This window comes from Kocuria sp. CPCC 205297 (genome assembly GCF_040981035.1).
GTDB lineage: Bacteria > Actinomycetota > Actinomycetes > Actinomycetales > Micrococcaceae > Kocuria > Kocuria marina.
Genome location: NZ_JAVKPY010000014.1, coordinates 1 through 13,993, shown reverse-complemented (window position 1 = coordinate 13,993; position 13,993 = coordinate 1). Strand labels below are relative to the sequence as shown.

Sequence of the window (13,993 nt, the reverse complement as noted above, 5' to 3'; positions counted from 1 at the left end):
GAGCGGTCCACGGACACCGCGGTCCGGCCCGCTCCCGAACCGACGCCGCCCCCGGTCACCGCGCGTGCGGTGGCCGGGGGCGCCGGGCCGATGCGGGCACAGGACCCGCGGTGGCGCGAATGTCAGTCGCGCGTGAGACGACGGTGCGTGAGGCGCTTGGGGCGGGCAGCGTCGGCGCCGAGGCGCTCCACCTTGTTCTCCTCGTACGCGTCGAAGTTGCCCTCGAACCAGTACCAGCGGTCGGGGTTCTCCTCGGTGCCCTCCCACGCGAGGATGTGGGTGGCCACCCGGTCCAGGAACCACCGGTCGTGGGAGACGACCACGGCGCAGCCCGGGAACTCGAGAAGTGCGTTCTCCAAGGAGCCCAGCGTCTCCACGTCGAGGTCGTTGGTGGGCTCGTCCAGCAGCAGCAGGTTGCCGCCCTGCTTCAGCGTCAGCGCCAGGTTCAGGCGGTTGCGCTCACCACCGGAGAGCACGCCGGCCTTCTTCTGCTGGTCCGGGCCCTTGAAGCCGAACGCGGACACGTACGCGCGCGAGGGCATCTCGACCTTGCCCACGTTGATGTAGTCCAGCCCGTCCGAGACGACCTCCCACAGGGTCTTCTCCGGGTCCAGGTTCTCGCGGTTCTGGTCCACGTAGGAGATCTGCACGGAATCGCCGATCTTCAGCTCGCCGCCGTCGAGCGGTTCGAGACCCACGATGGTCTTGAACAGGGTGGACTTGCCCACGCCGTTGGGACCGATCACACCCACGATGCCGTTGCGCGGCAGCGAGAACGAGAGCCCGTCGATCAGGGAACGGTCCCCGAAGCCCTTCTTGAGGTTGCTGGCCTCGATGACCTGGTTGCCCAGGCGGGGCCCCGGCGGGATCTGGATCTCCTCGAAGTCCAGCTTCCGGGTCTTTTCGGCTTCGGCCGCCATCTCCTCGTAACGCGCCAGACGGGACTTGGACTTGGTCTGGCGGCCCTTGGCGTTGGAACGGACCCATTCGAGTTCGTCCTTGAGACGCTTGGCCTGCTTGGCGTCCTTCTTGCCCTGGATCTCCATGCGCTTGGCCTTGGTGTCCAGGTAGGTGGAGTAGTTGCCCTCGTAGGGGTAGAGGCGGCCGCGGTCCACCTCGCAAATCCATTCGGCCACGTGGTCCAGGAAGTACCGGTCGTGGGTCACGGCCAGCACCGCACCGGGGTAGGAGGCCAGGTGCTGCTCGAGCCACAGCACGGACTCGGCATCCAGGTGGTTGGTGGGTTCGTCCAGCAGCAGCAGGTCCGGCTTCTCGAGCAGCAGCTTGCACAGCGCCACACGACGGCGCTCACCACCGGAGAGCACCTTCACATCCGCGTCCGGCGGCGGGCACCGCAGCGCGTCCATGGCCTGCTCGAGCTGGGAGTCGAGATCCCACGCGTTGGCGGCGTCGATCTCTTCCTGCAGCTTGCCCATCTCTTCCATCAGGGCGTCGAAGTCGGCGTCCGGCTCGGCCATCTCGGCGGAGATCTCGTTGAAGCGGTCGAGCTTGGCCTTGATCTCGCCGACGCCCTCCTCCACGTTGCCCAGGACGGTCTTGTCCTCGTTCAACGGGGGTTCCTGCAAAAGGATGCCCACGGAGTAGCCGGGGCTCAGGCGCGCCTCGCCGTTGGAGGGCTGGTCCAGCCCCGCCATGATCTTCAGAATCGTCGACTTACCTGCGCCGTTCGGACCCACCACGCCGATCTTGGCGCCGGGGAAGAACGACATGGTGACGTCATCGAGGATGACCTTGTCGCCCACTTTCTTGCGGGCTTTGTTCATGGTGTAGATAAATTCCGCCATACCCTCCAGGCTACCGCGCCGCCGCACTCGCGCGAGCCACGGAGCGAGGTCGTTCCCTCACCTCCCGGCGTCGCCGCGCCGCGGTCCCCCGGCCGTGCGGTCCCGGTTCCGGAATCGCTCCCTGGTACGACGACACCGCCTGCCCCCTACTAGTCAGCCACCCGTGGTTGCCCCCTCCAGGTCGGAGGTTTCACGCGTCCGGTCGGCGCCGTCACGGGACTCGTCTTCGGCGTCCTCGTCCATCCCCTCCGTGACACCCAGGGCGTCCCCGACCGCGGCACTGGCGTCGGGAGCGGCCGGGGTCAGGCCGTCGAACGTGTGGTCTTGCTCCCCCACCGCGATCACCGCCCCGGAAGTGAGATCCACGAACCCCTCGTCGGACAGTCCCATCGACCGAGCGGAGCGGTACCGATCGTGCCCGGCGATCCCTGCGTTCTCGTTCGAGTCCTCCCCGGCGCCGTCGATGCCGGTATCGTCAGACCCCTGTCCGGCACCCGGCGCGGCACTTGCCGTACCGGCGCCCGGATTCCGCCCGCCCGAGCGGGCAAAGCTGGCCGTGCCGAAGCTCAGGTCATGACCCACGGCCGCCGCATCCACCTGCACGATCGTGCGCGGGCCGGAATCCGACTGCCACTCGTTGATGCTGAGCTTGCCGGTGACCACCACGGGTTGACCGCAGTGCACGCTCGCCATGACGTGCATGGCCAGGGCGCGGAAGCACCGGATCGAGTACCAGTTGGTGCCGGAGTCGTGCCACGTCTGGGTGGTGGCGTCGAAACGGCGGGACGTGGTGGCCAGGCGGAAGCGCGCGGCCATCGTGCCGTCGTCGAAGAGGTGCGACTGCGGGTCCTTGCCCACGAATCCGCGCAGTGTCACGTGTTCGCTCATGGGGTGCTCCTTCATTCGGTCACCCGCGGCCCGAAGGCCGGCGGGTAGGGGTGAACCCCGCATCGGGGTGAACCCAGCGTGACGCGCGGGACGCGGCGTCGGCGGTCCGTTCAAGGAGGTGTGGAGAGCCCGATGCCCGGCCGGGCGACGTCGGCCATCTGTGCAGCCCGGACCGCACGGGGTGGTGGAGCAACCCACGTGCGCGAGCGGCTCGGAGGCGTTGCTAAACTGAGTCGTCGCTTCAGCGACCCGCCTCAGTAGCTCAGTGGATAGAGCAGGAGCCTTCTAATCTCTTGGTCGGGGGTTCGACTCCCTCCTGGGGCACCACTCACCAGGCCCGTTCCACCGAAAATCCCGTGGAGCAAAAGTAGCCCAGGGGCACCCCGGGCTACTTTTGCTCAGTTGAAGCGGGCGGGTTTACCACAACAGGCAGCGCCGGGCTGACTGGCCCACTCCACGCAGGACCGGGACACCCCGAGGGGCGGGTGCATTCCCCGCCGCGGGGTGCGAGGATGGCGGGACATCCCACATCTGAAAGGACCGACCATGAACGAGTCCACCCAATCCCCCGCCTCGAATGCCGAGAGCCCCCTGACTCCCCTGATGAAAACGGTCGAGGGCAGCAGTGCCCTGGACCCCTTGGTGGGCTCGGCCGATTCCGTGGCCACCGCCGTGGCCGGGAATCCGACCGTTCGCGACCTCCTGCAGGGCAAGCAGGTGGGCCACGCGCTGCACCCGCTGCTCATCGAGGTGCCCATGGGCACGTGGATGAGCGCGCTCGTGCTCGACCTCATGGGTGGCCGTGACTCCGCCCGTGCCGCGCGGGTGCTCACGGGCGTGGGTGTCCTCTCGGCGGTGCCATCGGCTCTGACCGGATGGGCCGAGTACCACGGGCTGCAGAACCGGGACAAACGTGTGGCCGTGATCCACGCCGGGTCCAACGGCCTGGCCACGGGTCTGCAACTCGCCTCGTGGGTGGCCCGCCGCACCGGACGCCACGGGCTGGGGCGCGTCCTCGCCCTGGGCGGCATGTCCGCCGCCGGCCTGGGCGGTTACCTGGGCGGGCACCTGTCGGTCGCGCGTCAGGTGGGCTCGCGGGACGCGGCCTACGAGGACGGCACGAACGGTCGGGCGCAGAACTAGCGGCCGTAGAACAACCGCTCGAACACCGAGCGGGACTGCCGGGTGATCCGCAGGTAGTCCTCCTCGAGCTGCGCGGCGGAACCGGGTTCGTAGCCGATCCACCGGGCCACGGCCTCGAGGTCCACCCGGCGTGACGGCACGGAATCGGAGGCCCGCCCGGAGCGCAGGACGTTGCCGTTGCGGATGTCCGTGGCAAGTTTCCACGCGTGCTCCAGTACGGCGGCGTCCTCCGGGCCCACGAGGTCGGCGGCCACCGCGGCGTTCAGCGCGGGCAGCGTGGAGGTGGTGCGCAGCTCGGGGACCTCGTGCGCGTGCTGCAGCTGCAGCAACTGCACGAGCCATTCCACGTCCGAGAGCCCGCCCCTGCCCAGCTTCACCTGCCGGGTGGGATCTGCCCCGCGGGGCATCCGCTCGCTCTCCACGCGCGCCTTCATGCGCCGGATGTCCACGAGCTGACGGTCAGTGAATTCGGCCGGGTACCGGAAACGGTCCACCACACGGAAGAACGCCTGGGCCACGTCCTCGGAACCGGCCATGTACCGGGCGCGGGTCAGGGCCTGGAACTCCCAGGTCTGACCCCAGCGCTCGTAGTACTCGGCGTACGAGGCCACCGACCGCACCATGGTGCCCGAGCGCCCTTCCGGACGCAGGTCGTTGTCGATCTCCAGGACCCGTTCGGCAACCACGGGCGGCGTGCACGGTTGCTTCAGGAGCTTGACCATGCGGTTGAGCACGGTTTCCGCGGCACTGCGCGCTTCCCCGGGGTCTGCGTCCGGGGCGGGTGCGTACGCGTACATCACGTCCGCGTCCGAGCCGAAACCGATCTCGCGCCCGCCCTGGCGCCCCATGGCGATCACGAGCACCTCGGCGGGGACAGCGCCGTCGTGCTCGGCCGCGTACTCGGTGCGGGCAAGGTAGAGCGCGGCCATCACGGTGGCCTGGTCCACGTCCGAAAGACCCGTCACGGTGGTCTCCACGCTGGCGACGCCGCTCGTGTCCGCGAGCGCGATGCGCAACTGTTCGCGGCGCCGGATCTGGCGCACGGCCCGGATGGCCTCGCCCGGGTCGTGGTGCCGAGCGACCTGCGCGCGCATCTGTGACACGAGCTCGTCCAGGGACCGGGTGGCCAGCTGGGAGTCGTCACCCAACCACGCCGTCGCCTCGGGAGAGGTTTCGAGCAGGTCCGAGACGTACCGAGAACTCGAGAGGATGTGACACAATCGCTCGGCCGCGGCGTTGGAATCCCGCAGTAATCGCAGGAACCAGGGTGTGTTGCCCAGGGCCTCGCACACCCTGCGCAGGTTGAGCAGACCGGCGTCCGGGTCCACGCCCTCAGCGAGCCAGTCGAGCAGCACCGGCAGCAGCGTGCGCAGGATCTCGGCTCGCCGGCTCACGCCGCGCGAGAGGGCCTCGATGTGTCGCATCGCGGCCTTGGTGTCCTGGTACCCGAGTGCCGCGAGGCGGTCCCGAGCGGCGTCGGTCGTGAGGGTGGTGTCCGCGGGCGCGTTGGCGAGCGCCGCGAGCATGGGACGGTAGAAGATCCGCTCGTGCATGCTGCGCACGGAGCGCTTGGCCGCGTTCCAGTCGCTCACGAGTTTCTGGGCCGTGGGGTGCGTGCGCTCGGCGGCGCCGTCCACGGACCGGGCGACGACGGCCAGTTCCCGTTCGTCGCGCGGCATCAGGTGCGTCCGCCGCATGCGGAACAACTGGATCCGGTGCTCGAGCAACCGCAGCCATCGGTAGTTGAGTCCGAACTCCTCGGCGTCCGCGCGGCCAATGTAGCCACCCGCGCTCAGCGCCGCGAGGGATTCGGTGGTGGCACGCGTGCGGACGGTCTCATCCGAGCGTCCGTGTACGAGTTGTAGCAACTGCACCGTGAACTCGACATCCCGCAGTCCCCCGGGCCCGAGCTTGATCTGCCGGTCCCGGTCCGCCTCAGGGATGTTCTCCGTGACCCTGCGGCGCATGGCCTGGACGGATTCCACGAAGCCCTCGCGCTCGGCGGATGACCAGATGAACGGCGCGATGGCCGCCTCGTAGCGCCGCCCGAGGTCCTGATCGCCCGCGACGCACCGGGCCTTGAGCAGCGCCTGGAACTCCCAGGACTTGGCCCAGCGCTTGTAATAGCGCACGTGGGAGTCCAGTGTCCGCACGAGCGGCCCGTCCTTGCCCTCGGGCCGTAGGTTCGCGTCCACTTCCCACAACGCCGGCTCGGGACCGGCGGCCATCATGGCCTGCGCGAGGGTGTGGGCCATCTCGGTGGCGATCTCCGTGCTCGTGCTCTCGTCCGGGGTGTGCCCGGTGTCGGAGGCCCGGGTCTCTCCGACGTAGACCACGTCCACGTCCGAGATGTAGTTCAGCTCTCGGGCGCCGCACTTGCCCATGCCGATCACCGCGAGCCGTACCTGCTCCACGAGGGCGGGCTCCCAGCGCTCGGCGGCGTGAGCGCGCGCCACCGCCAGGCCGGCCTCGAGGGCGGCCCCGGCGAGGTCCGCGAGTTGCCGGCCGACGGCGGGCATGTAGGCCACCGGGTCCACGGCCCCGACGTCCCGGACGGCCACGCGCGCGAGCCCGCGGCGATAGGCCACGCGCAACGCCTTGTGCGCGTCCTGCCCCGTGAGCGATGCCACCGGGGTGTCCGCCTGCGGATCGGCGCCCACCGATTCGAGCAGCGCCGCACGGAAGACCTCCGCGCGGTCCGCCCTCGGCTCGTCCACGGGCGGGATGTCCAGCAGGTCCAGGTTCTCGGGGGCGCGCAGCAGGAACTCCCCCAGCGCCTCGGACGCACCCAGCAAGCGGAACATGGTCTCGGACTCTCGGGGGTCCCCGTTGATTCGCCGCGCGACCTCCGGGTGGTTCTCGATGAGCCGCACGATGAGCTGCAGCGCCACGTCCGGCGACGCCGCGTGGGCCAGTCCCGCGAGCAGCGCGGACAGGTCCACGCCGTCCAGTTCCCGGAACCCCAGCCAGCGCCGGGCATTCGTGACGTCCGCGAAACCGATCGAGATCAGTTGCTTGGCCGAGATCTTCTCCGCGCGCTCCTTGGCGGTGCCCGGGGTGTCAGTCATGGTCTGCCCCTACAGGATGCCCAGGTTGGTCCGCAGTTCGTAGGGCGAGACCTCCTGGCGGTACTGGTCCCAGTCGCGGCGCTTGTTGCGTAGGAAGTACTCGAAGACCTGCTCGCCCAAAAGCTCCGCCATGAACTCCGATTCCTCGGTCAGCCGGATCGCGTCGTGGAGGCTGCCCGGCAGGGGTTGGTGGCCCACGGCGCGGCGCTCGGCGCTGCTCATGGCGAACACGTCGTCCATCTCCACGGGCGGCAGCTCGTACTCGTTCTCGATCCCCTTGAGCCCCGCCCCCAGCAGCGCGGCGTAGGACAGGTACGGGTTCGTCGCGGAGTCGATCCCCCGGTACTCGATCCGGGAGGACTGCACCTTGTCCGGCTTGTAGAGCGGCACACGCACCAGCGCCGAGCGGTTGTTGTGGCCCCATGACATGTACGACGGCGCTTCGTCACCGGCCCACAGTCGCTTGTAGGAGTTCACGAACTGATTGGTCACGGACGTGAACTCGGGGGCGTGGCGCAGCAGCCCGGCGATGAAGTGCCGCCCGGTCTCGGAGAGCCGGAACTCGGCCCCGGCCTCGTAGAACGCGTTGGTGTCCCCTTCGAACAGGGAGAAGTGCGTGTGCATCCCCGAGCCGGGGTGACGGGAGAACGGCTTGGGCATGAAGGTCGCGTAGATCCCCTGGGACAGGGCCACCTCGCGCACCACGGTGCGGAACGTCATGATGTTGTCCGCGGTCTGCAGCGCGTCCGCGTAGCGCAGGTCGATCTCGTTCTGACCCGGTCCGGCCTCGTGGTGCGAGAACTCCACGGAGATGCCCACCGATTCGAGCATGTTCACCGCGGTGCGGCGGAAGTCTTGGACCACTCCCCCCGGGACGTGATCGAAGTACCCCTCGTAGTCCACCGGTACGGGTTCGCCGGTGCTCGGGTCCAGCTCGGGCGAGCGCAACAGGTAGAACTCGATCTCGGGAGCGGTGTAGCACGTGAAGCCCATGTCCGAGGCCTTGGCGAGCACGCGGCGCAGAACCCCGCGGGGATCCGCCGCGGAAGGCTCACCGTCCGGGGTCTTCAGGTCGCAGAACATCCGGGAGGTCGGCTCGTCCTCCCCGCGCCACGGCAGCAACTGAAACGTGGCGGGATCCGGTTGCAGGAGCATGTCGGACTCGAAGATCCGCGACAGCCCCTCGATCGAGGAGCCGTCGAACCCGAGGCCCTCCTCGAACGCGGCCTCCACCTCAGCGGGTGCCAGCGCAATGGACTTGAGGGTCCCCACGACGTCCGTGAACCACAACCGGACGAACCGGACGTCCCGGTCCTCGATGGTGCGCAGAACGAATTCTTGCTGACGGTCCATGGGTCCACCTCGGATTCCTGGGGCGTGTGACACAGCGGCTGCGGGCTCACGCACCGGGGCCATGCCCGGGACGAGCCACGTCACAACTGTATCGGTCGCAGCAGCGTTCCCCGCGCCCGTCTCCCCCATCTGTCCGCCTGCGTGTTCCCGCCCCGGTCCGCACGGCGATCGGGTCGCCAGCCAGTGCCGCTCCCCACCCGGAACCCCTGGGCCCGACCGGCCGGTACCCTGACACCATGAGCGAAACGCAGCCTTCGTCCGGTTCCCCCGCCGAGAAATCCCTCGCCCAGATCGCCCGCGTGCGGACCCTGCACCTGCAGCGTGCCAAGGACGCCGGGGAGAAGTTCTCCATGCTCACGAGCTACGACACGCTCACCGCGGGGATCTTCGACCGAGCCGGCGTGGACGTCCTGCTCGTGGGTGATTCGCTCGGCAACACGGTGCTCGGACACGAGTCCACCCTGCCGGTCACGCTCGAGCACATGATCACGTTCTCCGCGGCGGTCGTCCGCGGCGTACAGCGCAGCCTCGTGGTCGTGGACCTGCCCTTCGGCTCGTACGAGGAGTCCCCGGATCAGGCCGTGCGCAGCGCGGTGCGGATCATGAAGGAGTCCGGCGCGCACGCCGTGAAGATCGAGGCGGGGGAAGCGCTCGCGGAGCACGTGGCCGCCGTGGTGCGCGCTGGGATCCCTGTCATGGGTCACGTCGGATTCACCCCGCAGTCCGAGCACGCGCTGGGCGGGTTCCGGATCCAGGGCCGCGGCGAGGCGGGGGAGCAGCTACTGCGCGACGCCCGTGCCGTGCAGGACGCCGGGTGCTTCGCCGTCGTCCTGGAAATGGTGTCCGCGGACGCCGCGGCACGAGTGGAGGACGAGCTGCGGATCCCCACGGTGGGGATCGGCGCCGGGAATGTGACCACCGGCCAGGTGCTCGTGTGGCAGGACATGCTGGGGTTGCGCACCGGGAAGATGCCGCGCTTCGTCAAGCAGTACGCGCAGCTCGCTCAGGTCGCCGACGACGCCGTGCGCGGCTACGTGGCCGACGTCCGCTCCGGTGCATTCCCGGCCGAGGAGCACTCCTACCGGGGGTGACGCCCGGGTCGCCCCGAACGAGAATGGGACCGGGCGACGTCGCCGCCCGGCCCTACAGAGTCAGTCACCCTTGAACGCGGCGTCCTCGTCGTCCCAGCGCTTGGTGTTCTCCGCGGCGCGCTCGAGGGCGCGCGAGGCCTCCTCGCGGGTCGCGTAGGGGCCCATGAGCTTGCGGTAGTCGTCCTTGGGGCCTTCCTCGACCTGCTTGGTGTAGAGGTTGTACCAGTACTCGGCCATGATCTTCCTCCCTGTGCGGCACCGTGCCGTACACCCGCCCCGCGGCGGGGTCGCGAACCTTCCCGGCCGAACGGGCCCGGGACTCAAGGATTAGGCTAGTTGCTGAACCAGGTGTTCGGGGCGCCTTGACGCCTCACAGCACGAACACGCCCGCGATCGCCGCAGGAGGCAATGACCCATCGTGACCACGCACAATCTCGCACCAGCACCCGGATCCACCGCACCGCGCGGCGCGCTGCGCCCCGGGAACCTCACCCCGCGGCGCCACGTCCCGGGCGGGATCGAGCGGCCGGAGTACGTGGGACGCCGGGACGCGAACGAGGGTCACGCCTCCAACGTGTACACCCCCGAAGAGATCGAGCTGGTGCGCGAGGCCGGCCGGATCGCCGCCCGTGCACTGCAGGCCGCGGGCGCGGAGGCCAAGCCCGGCGTGACCACGGATGAACTGGACCGGATCGCGCACGAGTACATGTGTGATCACGGGGCATACCCCTCGTGCCTCGAGTATCGCGGGTTCCCCAAGTCCATCTGCACGTCACTCAACGAGGTGATCTGTCACGGCATCCCCGATTCCACCGTGCTCGAGGACGGGGACATCATCAACCTGGACGTCACCGCATACAAGAACGGCATGCACGGGGACACCAATGCCATGTTCCTGGTGGGTGACGTGGACGAGGACTCCCGCCTGCTCGTGGAACGCACGCACGAGGCGATGAACCGCGGGATCAAGGCCGTGCGTCCCGGGCGTGAGATCAACGTGATCGGGCGCGTCATCGAGAAGTACGCCAAGCGTTTCGACTACGGGGTCGTGCGCGACTTCACCGGGCACGGCGTGGGGCGCGAGTTCCACACGGGTCTGATCGTCCCGCACTACGACGCCGCCCCGTCCTACGCCACCGAGATGGTCCCGGGAATGATCTTCACGATCGAACCCATGCTGACCCTCGGCTCCATCACGTGGGACCAGTGGTCCGACGACTGGACCATCACGACCCATGACAAGATGCGCACTGCACAGTTCGAACACACCATGGTCGTGACTGATGACGGCGTGGAGATCCTCACCCTCCCGTAAGATCGAGCGACGGGGCGGGCTGCGTCGCGTCCACCTCCGCATAGTTTCCACCGTGAACCGAAGGGACCGTTCATGAGCTCAGGTACTCCGCAGGGTGTCGTATCGCAGTGTGGCATCGGAATCGACATTGGTGGTACCGGCACCAAGGGTGGGATCGTGGATCTCGCCACCGGCCAACTCGTGGGTGAACGGTTCCGCATCCCCACGCCGCAGCCCGCCACGCCGGAAGCCGTGGCCGGCGTCGTCAAGCAGATCGTGGACGAACTGCAGTCCCGCCCCGAGGCCCCGGCCCCGGACAGCCACGTGGGCATCGTTTTCCCCGCCATCATCAAGAACGGGGTGGCGCTGTCCGCGGCGAACGTGGACAAGTCGTGGATCAACACGAACGTGGATGCCCTCATGACCGAAACGCTGGGCCGTGAGGTCGAGGCCCTCAACGACGCCGACGGCGCCGGGCTCGCCGAAGCGCACTACGGCGCAGGCAAGGGCAAGGAAGGCCTGGTCATGGTGATCACCCTGGGCACAGGGATCGGTTCCGCGATGATCCTCAACGGCCAACTGGTCCCCAACGCCGAACTCGGTCACCTGGAGATCGACGGCTTCGATGCCGAGACCAAGGCCTCGGCCGCCGCCCGGGAACGCGAGCAGCTGCCCTGGAAGAAGTGGGCCAAGAAGCGGCTGCAGCGGTACTTCTCCCACGTGGAGTTCCTGTTCTCCCCGTCCCTGTTCGTGATCGGGGGCGGTGTGTCCAAGAACTCGGAGAAGTTCCTGCCCTACCTCGAACTGCGGACACCGGTAGAGATCGCCGCGCTGCGCAACAACGCCGGCATCGTGGGTGCTGCGCTGTGGGCTCAGCAGTGCCGGGACGCCCAGGCCGCCAAGCCGGTCATCGACCCCGTGAAGTGACGGATGCCCGTCCCGGGCCGTGGAGATCCTCCGCGCTCGGGACGGTACCGACCCACCCCGGAAATGGGTGAGACCCCGAAGGTGACCGCGGCTTCCCCTCCGCGCACCCTCGGGGTCTCGTATTGAGAGTCTAAGTACTCAACGCATTCGGATCAAGCCGTCAGGTGGTCGCCCAGGTCGGTGAGGAATTCCCCCACGGGAGCGTCCACCTTCACGGTGGCCATCGAGTCCCCTCCGGTGACGCCGTGGTTGACGATCACCACGGGGATCCCCTCTCGGTCTGCTTGCCGCACGAACCGGCGTCCGGAGTTCACGGTCAACGACGATCCCGCCACGAGTAGCGCCTCGGACCGCGCGACCATACGCCGCGCCAGGGCCACGCGGTGCGACGGCGCGTTCTCCCCGAAGAACACGACATCCGGTTTCAGCACACCCTGGCACACGGGGCAGTCCCACACACGGAAACCGCCGGTGTGCTCCACGGTGGCGTCCGCGTCCGGGGCGTATTCGATGTCGTCCGCCGAGGCCATGCCGTCGTAGAACCCGGGGTTCAACTCGTCCAGGTAGCGCGAGACCTGTTCCCGGGGGAACCGGGACGAGCACGAGGTGCACAACACCCACGCGTAGGTGCCGTGCAGGTCCACCACGGCCACGGAGCCGGCTTTCTGGTGCAGCCGGTCGATGTTCTGGGTGATGATCCCGTCCACCAGACCGGCGGCCTCGAGCCGGGCCAGCGCCTCCTGGGCGGCGGACGGTTGTGCCCGGGCCACGAAGTGCCAGCCGTACTGGTTACGGGCCCAGTAATGCCGGCGACTCGCCACACTGCCCATGAACTCCTGGTACGTCATGGGGGAACGAGGTTTGGCGCCCGGGCCGCGGTAGTCGGGGATCCCGGACGGGGTGCTCACCCCCGCGCCCGTGAGCACCGCGATCTGCTTGCCCCGCAGCACCTCGAGAACGCGCGGCAGACCGTCCCGGGCGTTCAGTGCATGGGGATCGGGGAAGAGGCTTTCGTCCACCGGTGCGCCGTAACCGGCGCGCAGTACTCGCAGGGGCATCAGGACCGGGGCAGGTTCTCGAGGACGCCCCGCAGTCGATCCCATTCCCGGGCCTGGGTGATGTCGGCGGAGCTGACGTCACGAATGATCCCGCGGGCGTCGATGGTGATGGTGTGGCGCTGGGCGCACCCTGTGTCCTCGTCCAGGACACCGTAGCGGCGGGCCACGTCCCCGTGGGGCCAGTGATCGGAGAGCATCTGGAAGTCGTAGGACTCCTGCCGCGCGAACGCGTCCAATGCGAAGTGGCTGTCCGTGGAAATGCACACCACGACGGCGTCGAACTCATCGAACATGTCCGCGTGATCTTGCAGATGGCACAGCTCGTCCGTGCAGATCGGCGAGAACGCGTAGGGGAAGAACACGAGCACGACCGGCGCACCCCGGTAGTCGCCCAGGGAGCGGGACTCGCCGTGACGGTCCTGGAGGGTGAAGTCCGGCGCGGTGGATCCGATGGCACTCATGAGAGCCCTTCCTGCCGCGCGGGAGCGCCGCGGCGCGCGTTCAGAAGTTTCGTTTGGGGGTCAGGCGGGAGACGGACCAGTCCGGGGAGACCCGTGCCGCGCTCGTGACGTGCAGACCGGCGGTCGAGGCCGCTTCCTGGATGTCAGCGGGAGAGACGTGGTCCTGGCGGCCGGCCTTGGGCGTCAGCAACCACACGACACCGCCGTCGTCGAGGGTGGTTTGGACGTCCACGAGCTCGTCAACCAGATCGCCGTCCCCGTCACGCCACCACAGCACGACGGCGTCCACGACCTCTTGCGCGTCCTCGTCGAAGAGCTCCGAGCCGATCGCGTCCTCGATCCGCTCGCGCAGATCCGCGTCGACATCGTCGTCGTAACCGAATTCCTGGACGTAGTCGCCGTCCTTCAGATTCAGTTGCGCCGCAATGCTCTCCTCGGGGGCTTTCGCCTCGCTCACCGTAACTCTCCTTCACTGCTGTCTCGCGCGGGGCCGGACCGTCGGCTCAACGACGCTGCCGGACCTCACCCTCACCGCGACGGGGATGTCAACGGTGCGTAATAAAGACAACACTGGATTGTCCCCGCGTTCAAGCCACACCACGAACCGCGGGGCGAATCGGGTGACTTGTGACACATTCCACACTCGTGGCGGCCCGGCGCAGGCGGTGTGACGCGTGAAACGGTGTGGTCACTGCCGGTGACGCCATCGCGTGTGACACGATGAAAGGACGACGGCATCGGCCTGTCCGAGCACCCGCCGCCTGACACACCGCTCCGACACCGGGGATCCCGTGACATGGAGCTGACGATAGAGAGGTTCTCGTGTCTTCCGACAGCAATCACCACATTTTGAGTGGGTTGACGAATAATCTTCAGGACGCTGATGTTCAGGAGACGCAGGAGTG

The 13,993-nt window shown here is 68.3% G+C and carries 12 protein-coding genes and 1 tRNA gene; 5 read left to right on the top strand and 8 right to left on the bottom strand.

Features of this window, described 5'->3' with window-relative positions:
* Window positions 1–122: 122 nt before the first annotated feature.
* Together ettA and RF650_RS12255 are read right to left on the bottom strand one after the other, a co-directional pair.
* Entirely contained in the window at window positions 123–1,805 is a 1,683-nt protein-coding gene (gene ettA, locus RF650_RS12260; RefSeq protein ID WP_035962235.1) for an energy-dependent translational throttle protein EttA, read from the bottom strand.
* A gap of 153 nt (window positions 1,806–1,958) precedes the next feature.
* A complete protein-coding gene (locus tag RF650_RS12255) occupies window positions 1,959–2,693 on the bottom strand; it encodes a single-stranded DNA-binding protein (protein ID WP_368815040.1) in 735 nt (244 codons plus the stop codon).
* Window positions 2,694–2,944: 251 nt separating this feature from the next.
* On the opposite strand from RF650_RS12255, the gene RF650_RS12250 reads away from it, so the two are divergent.
* Window positions 2,945–3,020, top strand: a tRNA-Arg gene (locus RF650_RS12250).
* A 219-nt stretch (window positions 3,021–3,239) separates the two neighbouring features.
* Window positions 3,240–3,836 carry a DUF2231 domain-containing protein gene (locus tag RF650_RS12245; RefSeq protein WP_193519622.1) on the top strand — a complete coding sequence of 199 codons (597 nt, stop codon included), beginning with the start codon at window positions 3,240–3,242 and terminating at the stop codon, window positions 3,834–3,836.
* Here the strand turns inward: RF650_RS12245 and RF650_RS12240 are convergent.
* Together RF650_RS12240 and RF650_RS12235 are read right to left on the bottom strand one after the other, a co-directional pair.
* Window positions 3,833–6,904: a bifunctional [glutamine synthetase] adenylyltransferase/[glutamine synthetase]-adenylyl-L-tyrosine phosphorylase gene (locus RF650_RS12240; RefSeq protein ID WP_368815039.1), complete on the bottom strand. Its 3,072-nt coding sequence runs from the start codon at window positions 6,902–6,904 to the stop codon at window positions 3,833–3,835. The genes RF650_RS12245 and RF650_RS12240 overlap by 4 nt on opposite strands.
* A gap of 9 nt (window positions 6,905–6,913) precedes the next feature.
* Window positions 6,914–8,257 carry a glutamine synthetase family protein gene (locus RF650_RS12235; protein WP_131332740.1) on the bottom strand — a complete coding sequence of 448 codons (1,344 nt, stop codon included), beginning with the start codon at window positions 8,255–8,257 and terminating at the stop codon, window positions 6,914–6,916.
* A 236-nt stretch (window positions 8,258–8,493) separates the two neighbouring features.
* Between RF650_RS12235 and panB the strand changes: the two genes are divergently transcribed.
* Window positions 8,494–9,348, top strand: coding sequence for a 3-methyl-2-oxobutanoate hydroxymethyltransferase (gene panB, locus RF650_RS12230; protein WP_085108670.1), 855 nt, complete (start codon window positions 8,494–8,496; stop codon window positions 9,346–9,348).
* A gap of 60 nt (window positions 9,349–9,408) precedes the next feature.
* Here the strand turns inward: panB and RF650_RS12225 are convergent, their stop codons facing one another.
* Entirely contained in the window at window positions 9,409–9,585 is a 177-nt protein-coding gene (locus tag RF650_RS12225; protein ID WP_121544375.1) for an SPOR domain-containing protein, read from the bottom strand.
* Window positions 9,586–9,766: 181 nt separating this feature from the next.
* Here RF650_RS12225 and map point away from each other — a divergent pair, with 181 nt between their 5' ends.
* The gene (map, locus tag RF650_RS12220; protein ID WP_085108672.1) at window positions 9,767–10,663 is read left to right on the top strand and encodes a type I methionyl aminopeptidase; all 897 of its coding nucleotides are present in this window, start codon (window positions 9,767–9,769) and stop codon (window positions 10,661–10,663) included.
* Between the two features lie 72 nt (window positions 10,664–10,735).
* Window positions 10,736–11,569 carry a polyphosphate--glucose phosphotransferase gene (gene ppgK / locus RF650_RS12215; protein ID WP_064847240.1) on the top strand — a complete coding sequence of 278 codons (834 nt, stop codon included), beginning with the start codon at window positions 10,736–10,738 and terminating at the stop codon, window positions 11,567–11,569.
* 152 nt (window positions 11,570–11,721) lie between these two features.
* Here ppgK and RF650_RS12210 read toward each other — a convergent pair whose 3' ends face one another.
* The 3 genes from RF650_RS12210 to RF650_RS12200 are packed head-to-tail and all read right to left on the bottom strand — an operon-like array spanning window position 11,722 to window position 13,545.
* Window positions 11,722–12,627: a Sir2 family NAD-dependent protein deacetylase gene (locus tag RF650_RS12210; protein WP_368815038.1), complete on the bottom strand. Its 906-nt coding sequence runs from the start codon at window positions 12,625–12,627 to the stop codon at window positions 11,722–11,724.
* Complete coding sequence (locus tag RF650_RS12205; RefSeq protein ID WP_368815037.1) at window positions 12,627–13,088, bottom strand: redoxin domain-containing protein; 462 nt, start codon at window positions 13,086–13,088, stop codon at window positions 12,627–12,629. Before RF650_RS12205 ends, RF650_RS12210 begins: the two co-directional genes overlap by 1 nt.
* 40 nt (window positions 13,089–13,128) lie before the next feature.
* Window positions 13,129–13,545 carry a DUF3052 domain-containing protein gene (locus RF650_RS12200; RefSeq protein WP_035962250.1) on the bottom strand — a complete coding sequence of 139 codons (417 nt, stop codon included), beginning with the start codon at window positions 13,543–13,545 and terminating at the stop codon, window positions 13,129–13,131.
* Between the last annotated feature and the right edge of the window lie 448 nt (window positions 13,546–13,993).

Bases quoted from the DNA above. Each gene is read 5' to 3' on its own strand.
- RF650_RS12235 (WP_131332740.1), bottom strand. From the start codon at position 8,257: ATGGACCGTCAGCAAGAATTCGTTCTGCGCACCATCGAGGACCGGGAC.
- RF650_RS12240 (WP_368815039.1), bottom strand. From the start codon at position 6,904: ATGACTGACACCCCGGGCACCGCCAAGGAGCGCGCGGAGAAGATCTCG.
- ettA (WP_035962235.1), bottom strand. From the start codon at position 1,805: ATGGCGGAATTTATCTACACCATGAACAAAGCCCGCAAGAAAGTGGGC.
- RF650_RS12245 (WP_193519622.1), top strand. From the start codon at position 3,240: ATGAACGAGTCCACCCAATCCCCCGCCTCGAATGCCGAGAGCCCCCTG.
- RF650_RS12255 (WP_368815040.1), bottom strand. From the start codon at position 2,693: ATGAGCGAACACGTGACACTGCGCGGATTCGTGGGCAAGGACCCGCAG.
- ppgK (WP_064847240.1), top strand. From the start codon at position 10,736: ATGAGCTCAGGTACTCCGCAGGGTGTCGTATCGCAGTGTGGCATCGGA.
- panB (WP_085108670.1), top strand. From the start codon at position 8,494: ATGAGCGAAACGCAGCCTTCGTCCGGTTCCCCCGCCGAGAAATCCCTC.
- RF650_RS12205 (WP_368815037.1), bottom strand. From the start codon at position 13,088: ATGAGTGCCATCGGATCCACCGCGCCGGACTTCACCCTCCAGGACCGT.
- RF650_RS12225 (WP_121544375.1), bottom strand. From the start codon at position 9,585: ATGGCCGAGTACTGGTACAACCTCTACACCAAGCAGGTCGAGGAAGGC.
- RF650_RS12210 (WP_368815038.1), bottom strand. From the start codon at position 12,627: ATGCCCCTGCGAGTACTGCGCGCCGGTTACGGCGCACCGGTGGACGAA.